The organism is Microtetraspora niveoalba, from assembly GCF_001570405.1.
Taxonomy (GTDB): Bacteria; Actinomycetota; Actinomycetes; order Streptosporangiales; family Streptosporangiaceae; genus Microtetraspora; species Microtetraspora niveoalba.
Window position 1 is genome coordinate 185133 of sequence record NZ_BBYM01000005.1, and the last position, 15166, is coordinate 200298.

General features: G+C 70.2%; 12 protein-coding genes. 8 read left to right on the forward strand and 4 right to left on the reverse strand.

Going from position 1 to position 15166, the window contains the following annotated elements:
• Positions 1 to 2: 2 nt before the first annotated feature.
• Entirely contained in the window at positions 3 to 1151 is a 1149-nt protein-coding gene (locus tag AWQ70_RS05465; RefSeq protein ID WP_067171291.1) for an ROK family transcriptional regulator, read from the reverse strand.
• A 304-nt stretch (positions 1152 to 1455) separates the two neighbouring features.
• On the opposite strand from AWQ70_RS05465, the gene AWQ70_RS05470 reads away from it, so the two are divergent.
• The 4 genes from AWQ70_RS05470 (at position 1456) to AWQ70_RS05485 (ending at position 7345) form a co-directional block, all read left to right on the forward strand.
• Positions 1456 to 3261 carry a peptide ABC transporter substrate-binding protein gene (locus tag AWQ70_RS05470; protein ID WP_067171294.1) on the forward strand — a complete coding sequence of 602 codons (1806 nt, stop codon included), beginning with the start codon at positions 1456 to 1458 and terminating at the stop codon, positions 3259 to 3261.
• A gap of 69 nt (positions 3262 to 3330) precedes the next feature.
• Complete coding sequence (locus tag AWQ70_RS05475; protein WP_067171297.1) at positions 3331 to 4290, forward strand: ABC transporter permease; 960 nt, start codon at positions 3331 to 3333, stop codon at positions 4288 to 4290.
• Complete coding sequence (locus AWQ70_RS05480; RefSeq protein WP_218004425.1) at positions 4287 to 5213, forward strand: ABC transporter permease; 927 nt, start codon at positions 4287 to 4289, stop codon at positions 5211 to 5213. Before AWQ70_RS05475 ends, AWQ70_RS05480 begins: the two co-directional genes overlap by 4 nt.
• A 14-nt stretch (positions 5214 to 5227) precedes the next feature.
• Positions 5228 to 7345 (forward strand): ABC transporter ATP-binding protein, encoded by a 2118-nt coding sequence (locus tag AWQ70_RS05485; protein ID WP_067171300.1) that lies wholly within the window; start codon positions 5228 to 5230, stop codon positions 7343 to 7345.
• Positions 7346 to 7415: 70 nt separating this feature from the next.
• Here the strand turns inward: AWQ70_RS05485 and AWQ70_RS05490 are convergent, their stop codons facing one another.
• Positions 7416 to 8021 carry a response regulator transcription factor gene (locus tag AWQ70_RS05490; RefSeq protein ID WP_067171302.1) on the reverse strand — a complete coding sequence of 202 codons (606 nt, stop codon included), beginning with the start codon at positions 8019 to 8021 and terminating at the stop codon, positions 7416 to 7418.
• Positions 8022 to 8052: 31 nt separating this feature from the next.
• Here AWQ70_RS05490 and AWQ70_RS05495 point away from each other — a divergent pair, with 31 nt between their 5' ends.
• Complete coding sequence (locus AWQ70_RS05495) at positions 8053 to 9864, forward strand: sensor histidine kinase (RefSeq protein ID WP_067171305.1); 1812 nt, start codon at positions 8053 to 8055, stop codon at positions 9862 to 9864.
• Positions 9865 to 9875: 11 nt separating this feature from the next.
• Here AWQ70_RS05495 and AWQ70_RS05500 read toward each other — a convergent pair whose 3' ends face one another.
• Together AWQ70_RS05500 and AWQ70_RS05505 are read right to left on the reverse strand one after the other, a co-directional pair.
• Positions 9876 to 10961, reverse strand: coding sequence for an epoxide hydrolase family protein (locus AWQ70_RS05500; RefSeq protein ID WP_067171452.1), 1086 nt, complete (start codon positions 10959 to 10961; stop codon positions 9876 to 9878).
• A 164-nt stretch (positions 10962 to 11125) separates the two neighbouring features.
• Positions 11126 to 11569 carry an SgcJ/EcaC family oxidoreductase gene (locus AWQ70_RS05505; protein ID WP_067171308.1) on the reverse strand — a complete coding sequence of 148 codons (444 nt, stop codon included), beginning with the start codon at positions 11567 to 11569 and terminating at the stop codon, positions 11126 to 11128.
• A gap of 273 nt (positions 11570 to 11842) precedes the next feature.
• Here AWQ70_RS05505 and AWQ70_RS05510 point away from each other — a divergent pair, with 273 nt between their 5' ends.
• The 3 genes from AWQ70_RS05510 to AWQ70_RS05520 all read left to right on the forward strand — a co-directional run bounded on the left by AWQ70_RS05510 (position 11843) and on the right by AWQ70_RS05520 (position 14734).
• Positions 11843 to 12391: a DoxX family protein gene (locus AWQ70_RS05510; protein ID WP_067171312.1), complete on the forward strand. Its 549-nt coding sequence runs from the start codon at positions 11843 to 11845 to the stop codon at positions 12389 to 12391.
• Positions 12392 to 12540: 149 nt separating this feature from the next.
• Positions 12541 to 12867: a sulfurtransferase TusA family protein gene (locus AWQ70_RS05515; RefSeq protein ID WP_245646756.1), complete on the forward strand. Its 327-nt coding sequence runs from the start codon at positions 12541 to 12543 to the stop codon at positions 12865 to 12867.
• A gap of 208 nt (positions 12868 to 13075) precedes the next feature.
• A complete protein-coding gene (locus AWQ70_RS05520) occupies positions 13076 to 14734 on the forward strand; it encodes a DUF885 domain-containing protein (RefSeq protein ID WP_067171318.1) in 1659 nt (552 codons plus the stop codon).
• The last annotated feature ends 432 nt before the right edge of the window (positions 14735 to 15166 follow it).

Consider the following 15166-nt stretch of genomic DNA (forward strand, 5'->3'; position numbering starts at 1 on the left):
CCTCAGGAAAGCCGGACATCGGCCACCGTGCGCGCCAGATGCCCGAGGCCGACGAGGGCCGCATCCGGGCCCGCGACACTGGCCTCGATGGACAGAGACTGGGTCATGGACGGCAGGCAGCACTCGTAGAGCACTCCTCGGGCCGCCGCCATGTAGACGTCGAGGCTGGAGAGCGCTCCACCGATGACGACCGCGTCGGGGTTGAGGAAGTTGACCAGGCCGGACAGGGCCACACCGAGCAGTCCGCCGGCGCGGCGCACCATCGTCACCACGGTCGGGTCGGCGTCCACGGCGGCGGCGATGACGTCACGGGTCGTGGTCACCGGGAGGCCCTGCTCCTTCAACTGCTGGACCAGGGCGGCGCCGCTCGCGACGGTTTCCAGGCAGCCGCGTCTGCCGCAGGAGCAGTGGCGCTCGCCGCTGTCGGCCACCCGTACGTGGGTGAGGTCGCCGCTGAGCCCTCGGCCGCCGCGGTGGACATGGCCGCCGCTGACCAGGGAGCCGCCGATGCCGGTGCCGGCCTTGACGTAGATCATGTCGCCGGTGTCCCGGCCGCGGACGATGTGTTCGCCGATCGCCGCGGCTTTGGCGTCGTTCTCGACGACCACGGGCACGTCGAAGCGTTCCTTGAGGTCGGCCTGCGCGTCGACGCCGCTCCAGCCGGGCATCCGCGCGGGGCCGACCAGCCGGCCGCTCGGGAACCCGACCGGACCCGGGAGGGCCACGCCGACCCCGAGCAACACCTGACCGGGGGCCGCCTCCGCGCGCATCCGCGTGAACGCCTGGGCGATCACGCCGAAGACCTCCTTGGGCCCGGCGGCGATGTCGATGGCGATCTCCTCGGCCGCGAGCAGCCGCCCGTCGAGTGAGGAAAGTCCGATGCGGGCATGCCGGCCGCCCAGCTCGGAGACGGCGAAGACGCCGTCGGTCTCGCGCAGCCGCAGGATCCGCGGCCGTCGTCCCCCGGTGGAGCGGCCCGCGCCCTCCTCCAGGATGACGCCCTCGTCCAGCAGGCGCCGCACCAGCCCGGAGACCGTCGAGGGGGCGACCCGCAACGCCTCGACGAGGTCGGCGCGGGAGGTGGCCTCGCCGCTGGCCAGCAGGCTGAGGGTCTGCTCACGCAAGCTGGCGGAGATCGACGGGTCCGACATACCTCTCCTTCTCGTGGCCGGTCTTCCGGCGCTGCCCACCGCAGGGCCGCCGCGGTCCCCAATCATGGACCAGGCGTACGGGCATCGAAAGAACTTCGGCAACTTCCATCGTGACCGAAACAAACAAGCGAAACAAGTCCACTTATTTTCGTTGACTGCCCACATTCTACGTAATACATTCTGCGAACCATCGCTCCAAGCGCCCAGCGGCGGGACATCACTTCCCAGCCCCCCGACGCTCGCGACAGCCGAGCGAGGCATCCCCCGGCGTGCCCGGTCACGTGCACATCATTCGAGGAGACCCATGAGGAGTAGATTCCACTGGCGCGCGCTCCGCGGCACCGCGGTCACCGCCGGCGCGATCGCCGTCGGGCTCGGCCTGGCCGCCTGCGGCGGCGCAGGTTCACCGAAGGGCGCTCAGAGTGGGGGCCAGGGCAAGGACGCGGTGACCGTCGCCTTTCGCACTCCCAACTGGATCCTGCCCATCTCGGCGCCCGGCTTCACCCAGGGTGAGAACGCCATCTTCAGCATGGCGCAGTACCGCCACCTGTACGAGTACCGGCTGGACGGCTCGGCGAAGTACAACATCGACAACGAGCGCTCGATGGCCGAGCCGCCCGAGGTGAGCGACGGCGGCAAGACTCTGACGATCACGCTGAAGGACAACACGTGGTCGGACGGCAAGCCGATCACCACCCGTGACGTGCGCTTCTGGTACGACCTCGTCAGCGCGAACAAGGACAAGTGGGCGTCCTACCGGGCCGGCGGCTTCCCCGACAACATCGCCGAGTTCACGGTCAAGGACGAGAAGACCTTCTCGCTGACGACGACGAAGGTCTACAACACCGCCTGGTTCGTGGGGAACCAGCTCAACCGCATCGTGCCCCTTCCGCAGCACGCCTGGGACAAGGACTCCGCGACGGCGAGCGTGGGCGAACTCGCCGGTACCGAGGCCGGCGCGCGCAAGGTCTTCGACTTCCTCACCGCGGCGTCCAAGGATCCGAAGACCTACGCGTCCAACGAGCTGTGGAAGGTGAACAGCGGCGCGTGGAAGCTCGAGAAGTACGTGCCGAACGGCGAGGTCGTCCTCAGCGCGCAGAAGAACTACTCCGGCGTCGACAAGCCGAAGCTGTCCAAGGTGGTGCTGCGGCCCTTCACGAGTGACGACTCGGAGTTCAACGTGCTGCGCGCCGGCGAGATCGACTACGGGTACGTCCCCCCGGGCAACCTGTCGCAGCAGAAGTACCTCGAGTCCAAGGGCTACACGATCTCGCCCTGGTACGGGTGGTCCATCACCTATCTGCAGCTGAACTACAACAACCCCGAGTCGGGGCCGCTGTTCAAGCAGCCGTACCTGCGCCAGGCGATGCAGATGCTCATCGACCAGCCGACGATCAGCAAGGTCATCTGGTCCGGCATGGCGGCGCCGACGTGCGGTCCCGTGCCGCCCAAGCCGGGCGCCGGCGGGGCCGGCGAGGGATGTGTCTACGCGTTCGACCCGGCGAAGGCCGAGCAACTGCTGGAGAGCCACGGCTGGAAGGTGGTCCCGGACGGGGAGACCACGTGCCAGAAGCCCGGCACCGGCGCCGACCAGTGCGGGGAGGGCATCGCCGCCGGCACTCCGCTGCGCCTGACGGTCACCAGCCAGACCGGCTTCACCGCGACGACGAAGATGTTCGCCGAGATCAAGTCGCAGATGGCCAAGGTCGGCATCCGGCTGACCATCAAGGAGGTGCCCGACTCGGTCGCGGTGACTCCGGCGTGCAAGCCGTCGGAGGCGAGCTGCACGTGGGACATGTCCTTCTTCGGCTCCCAGGGCAGCTGGTACTACCCGGCCTTCGCCAGCGGCGAGCGGCTCTTCGCCACCGACGCGCCGGTCAACCTCGGCAACTACAGCGACCCCGAGGCCGACAAGCTCATCGAGGCGACGCAGTTCTCCGGCGACGAGAGCACGCTCAAGGCCTACAACGACTACCTGGCCGAGGACCTTCCGGTGCTGTGGATGCCGAACCCCGTCTACCAGATCTCGGCGTACAGGTCGGACCTGCAGGGGGTCGTGCAGGACCCGCTGAACAACATGTTCTTCCAGGACTGGTCCTGGAAGAGCTGAGACACCGACCGGCGGGCTCCGGCGGCCCCCTGACGACTCCGCCGGAGCCCCTCGAAAAGGAGGGGCCACGTGGCCCGGTACCTCATCGTCCGCCTGGGCCAAGCCCTGGTCATCGTGGTGCTCGTCACGATCATCACGTTCGTCATCCTGCACCTGCTGCCGGGGGGCGCGGCCCGGGCCACCCTGGGCAAGGAGGCGACGCTTGAGCAACTGGCGGCCTTCGACCACGAGATGGGCTACGACCGCCCCTGGATCCAGCAGTACGTGATGTATGTGCGGCGCCTGCTGCACGGCGACCTCGGCTACTCGTTCCAGCTCAACCAGTCCGTCACCGAAGCCATCGGCCAGCGGCTGCCCAAGACCATGGCGCTGTCGCTGCTGTCGACGCTGCTGGCCGTCGTCGCGGCCGTCCCGCTCGGGGTCGTCCAGGCGACGCGTCGCAACCGGTGGCCCGACTACACCATCACCTCCCTGTCGCTGCTGGCCTACGCCACGCCGATCTTCTTCCTTGGCCTGATGATGATCATCCTTTTCTCGCAGGTCTGGCCGATCCTGCCGCCGGAGGCGCCGCAGGGGTTCACCCTCGGGGAGGTGCTCGCCGACCCGGCCGGCCTCGTCCTGCCCACCGTCACGCTCGCCGTCGTGACCGTCGCCGTCTACTCGCGGTACGTACGCTCGTCCATGGTCGACAACCTCAACGAGAACTACGTGCGAACCGCGCGCAGCAAGGGTCTGTCGGAGCGACGCGTCGTCGTCCTGCACACCCTGCGCAACGGCTTGTTCCCCGTCATCACGCTGCTCGGGATGTACCTGCCCGCGCTGTTCAGCGGCGCCCTGGTCGTGGAGTCGTTGTTCAACTTCCCCGGCATGGGCCAGTTGTTCTGGCAGGCCGCACTGAAGCGCGACTTCCCGATCCTGCTCGGGGTCACCCTGATCATCTCGGTCGCGACCGTGCTCGGCGCGCTCCTGGCCGACATCCTCTACGCCGCCGTCGACCCCAGGGTCCGCCTCCGAGGGAGCGCGTCGTGACCACACCGGCCGAGACGACCGGCATGTCCGAAGGAACGTCGCCGGGGCCGGGCGACGCGGACGACACCCCCGTCCGGGGCCTGTGGCGCCAAGGTGTGGAGGTCTTCTGCGAGAACCGGCTGGCCCTGGTGGGCCTGGCCATGTTCGTGCTCCTCGCCGCGGTCTGCTTCCTCGGGCCGCTCTTCTACCACACCGACCAGGTGCACACCGATCTCGCCGCCGTGCACCTTCCCCCCGGCACGGACGGACACCCGCTGGGGACGGACGGGGTCGGCTACGACCAGTTGGGCCGTCTCATGCTCGGCGGGCAGACGTCCATCATCGTCGGGCTCGCGGCGGGCATCCTCGCCACCGTCGTGGGAACGGTGTGGGGCGCTGTCGCCGGTTTCGCCGGCGGATGGGTGGACGCGGCGATGATGCGGCTCGTCGACGCGATGATGTCGATCCCGTCGCTGTTCCTTTTCATGCTCCTGGCCGCCATCGTCACGCCGAGCGTGTCGATGCTCATCCTCATCATCGGAGCCTTCGCCTGGCTCGGGCCGGCCCGGCTGGTCCGGGGCGAGGCGCTGTCGCTGCGCTCCCGCGAGTACATCCAGGCCATGCGTTCGATGGGCGGGACCGGTGGACGCGCGGTGCGACGGCACATCATCCCCAACGCCATCGGGACGGTGATCGTCAACGCGACCTTCCAGGTCGCCGACGCGATCCTCTACGTCGCGTACCTGTCGTTCCTCGGCCTCGGCGTCCCCCCGCCGGCGGCCAACTGGGGCGGGATGCTCTCCGACGGTCTCGCCGACACGTTCAGCGGCCACTGGTGGCTGCTCTATCCCCCCGGAATCGCCATCATCCTCATCGTCCTCGCCTTCAATTTCATCGGCGACGGGCTGAGGGACGCCTTCGAGGTCCGCCTCCGGCGACGCTAGCAGGAGCAGGATTAATGAGCGCACCGATCGATACGGCCCCGCACGACGACGACGTGTCCGGCGACGGCGGAGAGGGCCGGCCGCTGCTGCGGCTGCGTCACCTCAGCACCGACATCGCGCTGCGTCGCGGCACCGTCCACGCCCTCGACGACGTCAACCTGGAGGTCCGGCCGGGAGAGACCCTCGGCATCGTGGGCGAGTCCGGCAGCGGCAAGACGATGACCGCGCTGTCGGTCATGGGCCTGCTGCCCTCCGGCGGCAGCGTGGTCGGCGGGCAGATCCTCTTCGAGGGCCGCGACCTGCGGTCACTGCCGCCGGACGAGGTGCGCCGGATCCGCGGCGTCCGCATGGGCATGGTGTTCCAGGACCCGCTCACCTCGCTCAATCCGACGATGCGGATCGGGACCCAGGTCGCCGAGCCGCTGCGCGTACACGAGGGCGTCGGTAAGGCGGAGGCCCGTGAACGGGCCATCGAGATGCTGCGCCGGGTCGGGATGCCGCGCGCGGACAAGATCGTCGACGACTATCCGCACCGGCTTTCCGGTGGGATGCGCCAGCGGGCGGTCATCGCCATGGCGCTCATCTGCTCCCCGCGCCTGCTCATCGCCGACGAGCCGACGACCGCGCTCGACGTGACCACGCAGCGCCAGATCCTCGAGCTCATCGACGACCTGCGTGAAGAGTTCGGGATGGCCGTCATCCTCGTCACCCACGATCTCGGAGTGATCGCCGGTCGCGCCGAGCGTGTCGCGGTCATGTACGCCGGCCGCGTGGTGGAGACCGCCCCGACCGCGCGGCTCTTCCGCTCCCCCCGGCACCGCTACACCGAGGCGCTCATGGAGTCGCTTCCCGAGTCGGCGACCCGCGAGAGTGGCGCGCGCGAGCGCCTCTACAGCATTCCCGGCCTGCCGCCGGACCTGTCCCGGCCCCTGAACGGGTGCCGGTTCGCCCCCCGCTGCCGGTTCGCCGCACCGGAGTGCCGTACCACCGAGGTGACCCTGTCGGCCGGCGAGCACGGGTACGCGTGCCTGCACCCGGTCACCGCGACGACCGCCGCCGCGTCCGTCCGGACCGTCGCGGCGCGCCCGTCCGCACCCGAGGCGGCCTCGGAGACGGGCTCGGAGACGGACTCGGAGGCGATCCTGTCGGTCCGTGATCTGGTCAAGGACTACGGGGCGACGACCGGCGGGCTGCTCCGGCGGACGTCCGGGCGGGTGAGCGCCGTCGCGGGGGTCTCGTTCGAGGTCCGCCCGGGCGAGACCTTCGGGCTCGTGGGCGAGTCCGGCTGCGGCAAGTCCACCGTGGGTCGCCTGGCGGTCGGCCTGGAGAGCCCGACCGGCGGGCGGATCGTCCTCGACGGGACCGACATCGCCACCCTGGACCGGCGCGAACGCCGGCGGATGCGCCGGCAGGTCCAGCTGATGTTCCAGGACAGCTACGCGGCCATGAACCCGCGGATGCGGGTCGACGCCATCCTCGCCGAACCGCTGGAGATCCAGCAGGTGGGTGACGCGTCCGCGCGCCGGGCCCGCGTCACGGCGCTGCTCGACCAGGTGGGCCTGTCGCGACGGGTTCTGGAGCGCTATCCCCACGAGTTCTCCGGCGGCCAGTTGCAACGGCTCGGGCTGGCCCGGGCGCTGGCCCTGCGGCCCCGGCTGATCGTCGGCGACGAGCCGGTGAGCGCGCTCGACGTGTCGATCCAGGCGCAGGTGCTCAACCTCATGCGCGACCTGCAGCGGGAACTCGGCCTGGCGTACGTCTTCATCAGCCACGACCTGTCCGTCGTGGACTACATGTCGGACCGGATCGGCGTCATGTACCTCGGCAAGCTCGTCGAGGTCGGCCCGGCCCACGACGTGGTCAGGGCCGCCCGGCACCCCTACACCCAGGCGCTCATCGACGCCGTGCCCTCCGCCGACCCCGGACTCGCGGCGTCGCGCGAGAGCGTCACCATCCGCGGCGAACTGCCCAGCGCGCTGAACCCGCCCACCGGGTGCCGGTTCCGGACGCGGTGTCCCATCGCCGAGGGGATCTGCGAGACGGAGCCGCCGCTGGCGGGCGACCTGCACCAGGTCGCCTGTCACTTCCCGCTGCGTCCGGAGTCGAGGACGGCGGCCGCTCCGACAGGGTGATCGGCTGAGCCCGTCTCCCAGGTCGCCCCGGCGCAGATCGCCTGTGCCCGGAATTTCGCGACAGGGGATGTCAGAGCCAGCCCGCCTCGGCGGCGATACGGACCGCGTCCAGCCGGGTGCGGGCGTTCAGCTTGGTCACGGCGGAGGCGAGGTAGTTGCGTACGGTGCCGTAGCTGAGGTGCAGGTCCCTGGCGATCTCCCGGGGCGCGGCGCCGGCGCCGGTCAGGCGCAGGACGTCGGCCTCACGATCGGTCAACGGGTTCACGGGAAGGGCGAGCGCGGCGTAGGCGAGCTTCTGGTCGATGACCCGGCCGCCGGCCGCGATGTCGCGGATGGCGTTCACCAGGTCCTCCGGCCGGGAGTCCTTGAGCATGAAGCCGGACACGTGCGCCTCGACCCCGCGCCGCAGGTTGCCCGGCCTGCCCAGCGCGGTGAGGATCAGCACGCGGCATTCCGGCAGCCGTACGCGCAGGTCCGCGGCGGCGGCCAGACCGTCGAGCACGGGCAGGTCGATGTCGATGACGGCGACGTCCGGCCGGTGGACCAGCGCCGCGGGCACGATCGCGTCGCCCGCCTCCACCTCGGCCACGACGTCGATGCCCTCCTCGTATCCGAGCAGGGCGACCAGCGCCTCACGGAGTATCCGGACATCCTCCGCTATGAGCACACGAATCACTTGCGCATATTAAGCGTGATAAACAACGCGGGTGACGGAAGAAGGGGACGGATGGCCACGGCTCAGCCCGTCCATCGGCTGGGCCTTGGTGCTCGGCCACATCGCCCTGCTCGTCCCGGCTCGATTCTCGATCATCGTCATCATGGCGAAGGCCCGAGGACAGTCCTCTCCCGCCACCCTCGCGATCTGCCTGGGCCTCGTCCTCGCCGTCGTCGGCCTCTTCACGCTCGTCGCACGGGATCGGCGCCGCGCCGTTCCCGTGCTCGGGGTAGCGACCTTCGGCCCCTACCTGCCCTTTCCCATGTTGTGGGGGCCCATCGCGGGGCCGCTGGCCGCCGCGATGCCGCTGAGCGTCGCGGGTCCGGCGGGGTGGCTGCTGTTCGGGGCGGTGCTGCTGGCCGACACCTCGGTGGCGGCCGTGCTGCACGGCCCCGACCTCGCCACGATCCTCGGCTTCACGATCATCGACATGAACATGGGGCTCACGCTGTTCGCCCTGGTACGGCTGGCCGTGTTGCTCAGCGAGACCCAGGCGGCCAACCGGCGGCTCGCCGAGCTGGAGGCGGCGAACGAGCGCCTGCGCGCCACCGGTGACCTGCACAGGGCCATCGGCGTCCGGCTCGCCCACATCCTGGGCGCGTCCCGCCGGACTCCTCCCACTCCCGACACGCTCGCCCGCATCGCGGACATCTCACGCGAGGCCGCCGCGGAGGCCAGAACGGTCGCCGCCACCCCCGGCGAATCGCCGTCCACGGCCCGGATCGACCCGCCGGACGAATCGTCGCGGCTCTCGCGATGGGCCCTCACCGCGATGACCGTCAACGTGTCCGTCGTCGTGCTCAACAACGTCGCCCAGGAAGGCACCGCGGATCCGCGCCACTGGGCCGTCGCCGCCGTGGTCGCGCTCCTGGCCGTCGCGTTCCAGCTCTACCACGGTGTCCCCCGGGCTTCGGCTCCCTCCGCCTGGCGGCTGACGCTCCCGCTGCACATCCTCATCGTCGGCGCCGCCGCCCTCTACGTGGGGAACGGCAGCATGTCGGCGCTGGTCGGCATGGCCGTGGCCAACACCCTGCTGTGGCTGCCCGCGCGCTGGTCGGTGCCGATCGTCGCGGTCGCCGCCGTCGCCATCGGCTTTCTGCTGCGGCTCTATCCGGAGGTGGGCGGATATGAGCTCTACCAGGTCGCGTCGATGATCACGATGGCCATCGGGGTGTTCGGGTTCAACCGGTTCCCGGAGGCGGCCGCGCGCCTGCGCGGATTGCGCGCGCAGGTCGCCAGGAGCGCCGTGGTCGCCGAGCGGCTCCGGATGGCGAGGGACGTGCACGACCTGCTCGGCATCACCCTGTCGGCGATCACTCTCAAGGCCGAGCTGGCCCTCCGTGTGATCGGCCATGACCCCGGCAAGGCGGCGCTCCTGCTGGAGGAGGTGGGGCCGCTGGCGGTGCGCGGCCTCGCGGACGTACGCTCCGTCACCACCGGCGGCGCGGTGCTGAGCCTGCCCGAGGAGATCGAGTCCGCCCGCTCGCTGCTCGACTCCGCCGGCGTCGAGATCCGGGTGGACGCCGCCGGCCTGGCGAACTCTCCGGTGCTGGCCGCGGTCGTGCGCGAAGCCGTCACCAACGTCGTCCGGCACTCGGCCGCCCGGCAGTGCACGATCGCGGTGGAGACCGACCCGAAGGCGGTACGGCTGCGCGTCACCAATGACGGTGTGGCGCGGGCCGCGCGGGGACCCGGCCGCGGGCTGGCGAGCCTGGCGGCCAGGGTCGAGTCCGCGGGCGGCACGTTCACGGCCGGCGACCAGGGCGACGGCACGTTCGCCCTGGTCGCGTCGCTGCCCCGCTGACCGGGCCGCCGCTACCCCTGGAGGAGACCCGCGAAGAACGCGCGCACGTCGTCCGCGTAGACGCCGGATGCGAGGTGGGCCGCGTAGTGCCCGCCGGTGTCGTACGAGTGCCACTGCGCGATGTTCTTGTGGTCGCGCTCGGCGAAGCGCCGGATGGACTGGAAGTCGCCCTTGGCCGAGGCGAGCCCGATCGGCGTCGTGGTGGGTTCGGCCGGCGGCGGCGCGGCCTTGGCGTTCTCGTAGTACATGCGGATCGAGGAGCCGGCGGTGCCCGTGAGCCAGTAGAGCGCGACGTTGGTGAGCACGAAGTCGTCGTCGAGGTCGTGCTCGAAGAGCTGGGCGTTCCAGCCCAGCAACCCGATCGGCGAGTCGGCGAGCGCGTGGGCCAGCGTCTGCGGTTGTTGCGAGTGCAGGGTGTTGAAGGCGCCTATCTCCTCCCAGAACCACTGCAGCACCCCCATCGCGGCCTGCTCCTCCTCGGTCATGTCCACGAACTCGGCGGGGTCCCCGGAGGGGAAGGAGAAGATCTGCGTGACGTGCACGCCTACGACGTTGGAAGGGGCGAGACGGCCGATCTCCGGCGAGACCATCGAGCCGGCGTCGTTGCCGACCGCGCCGTAGCGGTCGTATCCGAGGCGTTCCATCAGCTCCGCCCAGGCCCGGGCGGTGCGTACGGTGCCCCAGCCGCTCTCCGTGGTGGGCCCGGAGAAGCCGAACCCGGGGAGCGACGGGATCACCAGGTGGAAGTCCTTCGACAGCGGCTCGATGACGTCGAGGAACTCCACGATCGATCCTGGCCAGCCGTGGGTGAGGATCAGCGGCAACGCGTCCTGCTGGGCGGAGCGCACGTGGAGGAAGTGGATCCGCTGCCCGTCGATGTCGGTGGTGAACTGCGGATGGGCGTTGAGCCGCGCCTCCCAGGCGCGCCAGTCGTACCCGTTCCGCCAGTACTCGGCCAACCTCCGCACCCGGCCGACGCTCACGCCGTACGCGTCGGGGACGTCGTCGGTGAAGCGGGCGAGGTCCAGCCGCGTCTGGAGGTCGTCCAAGGCCGCCTGGGGGATCTCGATACGGAAGGGAGTGATGTCTGAACTCATGACCTTCATCCTGGAGAAACGCCGTCTCCGCAGGTAGTTCACCGTGCACCGGCCGGTCATGCAGAATGCACGGCCCCGTACGGTCGCCGTACCGAGCACGGAGTGCGCCGGTGGCGCGGCGGATCAGGCGGGTCCGGCGGGAGAGGCCATGGGAAGCCCTCCGGTCAGGCGGCGGCGGGCCTGGTGGCGGGCTGAGCCTTGAAGGAGATGGCCTCCATGAGGGCCCTGTGCTTGGTGTTCTGGAAGGCGGCGACCTTCCAGCCGCCGTCCGCCTGGCGGACCAGGGTGTAGGTCTGGATCTTGTGGAGCTTGCCGGGCCTGCCCTTGTGGACATCGCCGCGGGTGATGACCAGGGCGGTGTCTGGGCCGGTGAAGCGGATGTCGACGATCTCACCGGCGAGCCGGGTGCCCTTGAGGAAGCTGTCGAACAGGGCCTGGTGGGCGGTGCCGATCTCGACGCCGCCGACGTAGAGGGTGCCGACGTAGGTGATGTAGGTGGCGTCGGCGGTGAACTCGGCCCCGTAGGCCGCCCCGTCGCCCGCGTTCCAGGCGGCGGTGAGGCGGTCCAGGACGGCGATGACAGCGGCGGTGTCGGTGGTGGTGTTCATGGCTCATGCCCTCTCGATTTAGCTGCACTGAAGCAGTTACTTCGTCGAAGATTTCTCTTCTCTAAGGAAGAGATTAGGGATGGGCGCGGGACGTGTCAACACCCCCGAGACCGCGTCGCCGCGCCACCTCGACGCCACGAGGCCCCACGGCGCCGCGACACAGAGAGGGGCGCCAAGGGGGCATCGAGGGCGTCGCACCGAAGATCCGACTGAATTGGATAGCGCCACTATCTGAGATTGGATAGCGTAGCTATCGAAAGGAGAGTCAGTCCTATGACCGTGATCGTTCTTGTCGTGGCCACGCTGTGCTTCCGCCTGTCGGGCTCACTGCTCGGCCTGGTCCGTTTCGCCACCTTGCGGGTGAGCGCCGCGCACGGCTTGGCCGTCATGCTCGTGATGACGGCCAGCGCCCACTTCGTCCCGTCAGACGTGACCTTCATGCCGAACCACGCCGACATGGTGGCCATGGTTCCGCCGTTCGTCCCGTTCCCCGCCTTCGTTGTCTACCTGACCGGCGTCCTGGAACTGGCCGGAGCGGTCGGCCTCGCGCTCCCGGCCACCCGGAAGGCGGCCGGGATCTGCCTGGCGCTGCTGTTCGCGCTCATGCTTCCGGCCAACGTCCACGCCGCGCTGGCCGACGTGACGCTCGCCGGAGAGGCGGCGACACCGCTGTGGCAGCGCATCCCCGAACAGATCCTCTACATCGGCGTATCACTCTGGGCGGCGGGCGTCCTCGCGGCGCGTTCAGCCCGTACGGCCCGCGCGGGCAGCGCGCTTCCCGCGGGCCCGAACACGACCGCGCCCGATGGCGGGTCTCACTGACGGCGGTGCCGGTAGTGGTACGGGAAGGCGCCCGGCCGCCTCTGGCCCGGGCGTCACGGGCGCCGCCGCGTGTCGATCAGATCCGCCGGATATACCCGCTATTAAGCTGTTTTCAGGGATAAATGAAAAAGGGAGACGGGGAAGGCGGAGTGAGGGCAGGAGACGACCCGGTCGTGCTCGATGGCGGCGATCGCCGCTGCGTGCGGTTGCTGATCGAACTACGCCGGCTGGTGGAAGGTCTCGAACCGGGCCGCGTGGTGCATCTGATCGCATCCGACCCGGCGGCCGCGATCGACCTGCCCGCCTGGTGTCATCTGACGGGGCACGACTACCTCGGCCCCGTCCCGGGCGGAGCCGGATCGCCCCCTTCACGCCCCATCTACGCCCTGCGCGTGCAGGCCCACACCCGCCTGACACATGAGGACGCCCCCTGGCGGCTCACCGGGACGGCCGACGGGCCGGCGCGGCCGGAATAGTCGCCCGCCGGGTCCGCCCGCCGTCCCCGTTCTTTACGTGGCGTCCGCTCTTTACGGCGGCATCCGCAGGCCCCCTCGGGCACCTGACATCCGGCTGGAGGGACGCCGGGGAATCACGTTTTCGGACCTGTTTTCACGAGCCCGATCGTGGTGTCCGGCGCGGTTTTCCCGACGGCCGGGCGAGGGGCGCTTGGGTATCGTCCAGAGAATGATCCCCCCAACTGTGCACCACATCTGCGACAGCTACGTCGACGACTACGCGCGGTTGAACCCGATCGCCGCCACCGAGTCCGGCATCGGCGGGCACGACGACCGGCTCCCCGACCTGTCCCCCGACGGCCACCGCGCCCGTGCGGAGCTGGCCAGGAGCGCGCTGGCCCGCGTCTCCGCCGCCCGCGCGACCGACGAGGCCGAGCGCGTCGCGCGGGCGGTGTTCGCCGAGCGGATCGGCCTGCGAGTGGAGGAACACGAGGCCGGATCGCCGCAGGCCGAGCTCAACGTGATCACGAGTCCCGTCCAGAGCATCCGGTGGGTGTTCGACCTGATGCCCACGGCGACGGCCGAGGACTGGGCGGTCATCGCCAGGCGGCTCGGCGCGGTGCCGGACGCGCTGACCGGATACCGCGCGTCGTTGTCGGCGGCGGCCGGCGAGGGCCGGGTGGCGGCGGCCCGGCAGGTACGGCGGGCCGTCAGGCAGTGCGAGACCTGGTCCGCCCCCGACGGCTTCTTCGCCGCCTTCAGCCGATCGGCCGAGGTGGGGGACGCCCTGCGCGCCGAGTTGGACACGGCGGCGCGGGCGGCGGCCGGGGCCTACGCCGAGCTGGCCGCCTTCCTCCGCGACGAGCTCGGGCCCAGGTCCCGGAGCGAGGACGCGGTCGGCGCGGAGCTGTACGGACTGTCGTCGCGGTCGGCCCTCGGCGCGACGCTGGACCCGCGCGAGGCGTACGCGTGGGGCTGGGAGGAGTTCCACCGCATCGAGGCGGAGATGGCCCGGCTCGCCGACCGGATCCGGCCCGGGGCCGGTCCCGCCGAGGCCGCGGCGGCGCTGGACGCCGATCCCCGCCATCGTGTGGTCGGTCAGGACGCGTTCCAGGCGTGGATGCGGGAGTTGTCCGGCCGGGCGCTGGACGACCTTCGCGGCAGGCATTTCGACATCCCGGACGAGCTGATGCGGCTGGACTGCCGGATCGCGCCGCCGGGCGGCGGGACGGGCGCCTACTACACCAATCCCGCCGAGGACTTCAGCCGGCCCGGCACGATGTGGTGGTCGCTGCCGGAGGGCGAGGAGGAGTTCCCGGTCTGGCGCGAGGCCAGCACCGTCTACCACGAGGGCGTGCCCGGGCACCACCTGCAGATCGGCACGGCGGTGGCGACACCCGGGCTCAACCGGTTCCAACGGCTGCTGTGCTTCATCGACGGCCACGGCGAGGGATGGGCGCTCTACGCCGAGCGGCTGATGCGCGAGCTCGGCCATCTCGACGACGCTCCGCTGCTCGGCATGCTGAACAAGAGCCTGTTCCGGGCCGCCCGCGTGGTGCTCGACATCGGCCTGCATCTGAAGCTGGCGATCCCGGCGGGCGCCGGCTTCCACGAAGAGGAGCGGTGGACGCCCGAGCTGGGGGTGGAGTTCCTGACCACCAGGACGCTGACGGATCGGGCGCGGGCGGCGGACGAGATCGACCGCTATCTCGGCTGGCCGGGGCAGGCGTCCGCGTACAAGCTCGGCGAGCGGCTCTGGCTCGACCTGCGCGAGGAGGTCAGGGCCGGACGGGGCGCGGCGTTCGACCTGAAGGACTTCCACACCCGGGCGCTGCGCAGCGGCCCGGCCGGGCTTGACACCATGCGGGAGCTTCTCGTCGATCTCTGATATCGGGAACCGCACCTTTTCGGGGCTCATCCGAATATCCCTCGCCGCCCCGCCGTCTCATGATCCGAGACGGCGGCGGGCCCCGCGTGACCAGCGGATCCGGTTTCGGTCGTGAATATACGCGAGTTCTATTCGCCCCCGGATAATGGTGCGAGCCGAATCCGATAAGCGATTTCCTCCCTTGCGGGGGGCCGAACCCGTCGTTACAGTTGTCAACTGGTTCAGGAAGTCAGTCAATGTCAATTGTCGAGTCTCCGGGGTGGGGAGAACGGCTCGGCAACCGATCGGGGGAATGACAATCGACTTGTAGCGGACATCGACCTGCTCACATCGAGACTTCCCGTCGTCCGTTCTTCTCCAGGTCATCGACCTCGTCTCCACGTCGGCGGGCACACCGGAAAACGTCACACCGCGATTCATGAAATCGCGGCG

Coding starts and splice junctions, on each gene's coding strand:
- AWQ70_RS05520 (WP_067171318.1), top strand. CDS start 13,076: ATGATCCCCCCAACTGTGCACCACATCTGCGACAGCTACGTCGACGAC.
- AWQ70_RS05485 (WP_067171300.1), top strand. CDS start 5,228: ATGAGCGCACCGATCGATACGGCCCCGCACGACGACGACGTGTCCGGC.
- AWQ70_RS05505 (WP_067171308.1), bottom strand. CDS start 11,569: ATGAACACCACCACCGACACCGCCGCTGTCATCGCCGTCCTGGACCGC.
- AWQ70_RS05470 (WP_067171294.1), top strand. CDS start 1,456: ATGAGGAGTAGATTCCACTGGCGCGCGCTCCGCGGCACCGCGGTCACC.
- AWQ70_RS05465 (WP_067171291.1), bottom strand. CDS start 1,151: ATGTCGGACCCGTCGATCTCCGCCAGCTTGCGTGAGCAGACCCTCAGC.
- AWQ70_RS05500 (WP_067171452.1), bottom strand. CDS start 10,961: ATGAGTTCAGACATCACTCCCTTCCGTATCGAGATCCCCCAGGCGGCC.
- AWQ70_RS05510 (WP_067171312.1), top strand. CDS start 11,843: ATGACCGTGATCGTTCTTGTCGTGGCCACGCTGTGCTTCCGCCTGTCG.